Genomic DNA, 2,196 nt, shown 5'->3' with positions numbered 1-2,196 from the left:
CGGTCCAGCGATTAACGTGAGCCCGGATCACGGGAGTTCGGCACCCGACGCCCCGGACCGTGACCGGTCCGACCACCCGGAGGTGAACGGCATGCGGACGCGCCCCGCGCTCCACCCGCCGCACCCCTCCCGCCGCGAGGCCCCGCCCGCGCGACCCGGCCGGGCCCCTGCCGCGCGCGTCCTGCGCCGCCACGTCGACCTGCTCCGGGTCAGCAGCGCCCTCTGTCCGGGAACCCCGCCGCGCCACTGAGCGCGCACGCTTCCCCTCCGGCGCCGCCGCGCGCCGTGACCCGATCGCGCCGCGCGATCCTCCGCCCGCCCCGAAGCCGTGCGCCGCCGCCGTGCGGCCACCCGCGCGTGAGGTGACACCCATGACCCCGTCCACGCCCCGACCCCAACTGCACCTGGGCGTCTTCTACCCGGGCGTCGGCGCCCAGTTGATCTGGGCCGCCCCCGACGCCCTCCCGCACACCGAGGCCGACACCTTCGTCCGCACCGCCCGCACCCTCGAACGCGGCCTGTTCGACGCGTTCTTCCTGGGGGAGGGGCTGCGGGTGCGGGAGAACCGCGGCCGGATCTTCGACCTGGACGCCGCCGGACGCCCCGACGCCATCACCCAGCTCTCCGCGCTCGCCGCCGTCACCGACCGCATCGGCCTGGTGGCCACCCAGAACACCACCTACCACCACCCGGCGGACCTGGCCCGCCGCCTCGCCTCCCTCGACCTGCTCTCCGCGGGCCGGGCCGGATGGAACGTCGTCACCACCGACAACGCCTGGACCGGCGCCAACTTCCGGCACGGCGGCTGGCTCGCGCACGAACGCCGCTACGAACGCGCCGCCCGCTTCATCGACGTCGCCGAGGAACTGTGGGCGTCCTGGGGAGAGCCCGATCACACGGTCGCACGCGACGACGACCTGGTCCGGCTCTCCGCCGCCGCCACCGTGCCGCGCAGCCCCCAGGGCCGCCCGGTGCTGTTCCAGGCGGGCGACTCCGACGGCGGACGCGAACTCGCCGCCCGCAGCGCCGAGGTGGTCTTCTCCGCCCACACCGAGTACGGCAAGGCCCTCGCCTACGCGGACGACCTGCGCGCCCGGCTGGCCCGGTACGGCCGCGCCCCGGACGCCGTGCGCATCCTGCCGGGGGCCGGGGTGGTGCTCGGCGCCACCGCGGAGGAGGCCGAGGAGAAAGCACGCTGGGTGCGCGAGGAACAGGTCAACGGGGCACGGGCGATCGCCTACCTGGAGCAGTACTGGGGCACCGACCTGTCCGGCTACGACCCCGAAGGACCGCTGCCCGACATCGAGCCGAGCGCCGGTGAACTCGACGCCTCCCGGGGCACGGTCGCGGTGGAGCACCGCACCGGCAAGCACACCCTGATCCGCTCCTGGCGCGCCCTCGCCGCCGAACAGAACCTGTCGATACGGCAGTTGGTGCTCCAGGTGTCCCCGGTCCACCCCTCGTTCGTCGGCACCCCGGACACCGTCGCCGACACCTGGGCCCGGTACGTGCGCACCCGCGCCGTCGACGGGTTCAACATCGTCCCGCACACGCTGCCCTCGGCCGTGGACGACATCGTGGACCTGCTCGTCCCCGCGCTCCAGGAACGGGGCGTCTACCGCACCGCCTACCGGGGCAGCACCCTGCGCGACCACCTCGACCTGCCCCCGCTACCCGGCACCGGGCGCCCCTGACCGCCGTCGGACCGCGCCGCGCAGGTCGCACCCGAGGGACAGCGCCAGCAGCGCGGCCGCCGCGGGGAACAGGACCGCGGGGCCGCCCAGGGCGAGCACCGGGCCGCCGAGGAGCGACCCGGCGCCCGTCCCGGCGTCGAAGGCGATGTTCCAGGCGACCCCCGCCACCCCGAGCCCCGCCGGATGCTCCTCCGCCGCCCGCATCACCAGCACCAGCGTCGCGCTCTGCACCGCCCCGAACCCGGCGCCGAACAGCGCCGCACCGGCCAGCAGCACCGGCCGGTGCGGGACGGCCCCCGCCGCGCAGCCCACGGCGGCCAGGACGGCGGCCGGGACCAGCACCGGCCGCCCGCCGTACCGGTCGACGATGCGGCCCGCGCCGAGCCGGGAGAGCACCGTCGCCCCCTGCGCGGCCAGCAGCGCCTGCGGCGCGACCGGCGAGGTCAGCGGCAGGAACGTGAAGACCACGCCGTACGCCGTCGTCGACGCGCACTCCACCAGC

At 76.3% G+C, this 2,196-nt stretch carries 3 protein-coding genes; 2 read left to right on the top strand and 1 reads right to left on the bottom strand.

Annotation, left to right across the window (positions count from 1 at the left end; translation table 11 throughout):
* Positions 1–250: hypothetical protein (locus GA0115242_RS41295; RefSeq protein WP_218088656.1), on the top strand; the 250-nt coding region annotated here is incomplete at its 5' end.
* A 121-nt stretch (positions 251–371) separates the two neighbouring features.
* A complete protein-coding gene (locus tag GA0115242_RS33890) occupies positions 372–1,694 on the top strand; it encodes an NtaA/DmoA family FMN-dependent monooxygenase (protein WP_093835416.1) in 1,323 nt (440 codons plus the stop codon).
* Here GA0115242_RS33890 and GA0115242_RS41035 read toward each other — a convergent pair.
* Positions 1,671–2,196, bottom strand: a 526-nt coding sequence (locus GA0115242_RS41035) for an MFS transporter (RefSeq protein ID WP_161353412.1), incomplete at its 5' end; no start/stop codon positions are given. The genes GA0115242_RS33890 and GA0115242_RS41035 overlap by 24 nt on opposite strands.

This window comes from Streptomyces sp. SolWspMP-5a-2, from assembly GCF_900091845.1.
GTDB lineage: Bacteria > Actinomycetota > Actinomycetes > Streptomycetales > Streptomycetaceae > Streptomyces > Streptomyces doudnae.
Note: the sequence above shows the minus strand (reverse complement) of the source record. Positions and strands in the feature narration are given on the sequence as shown.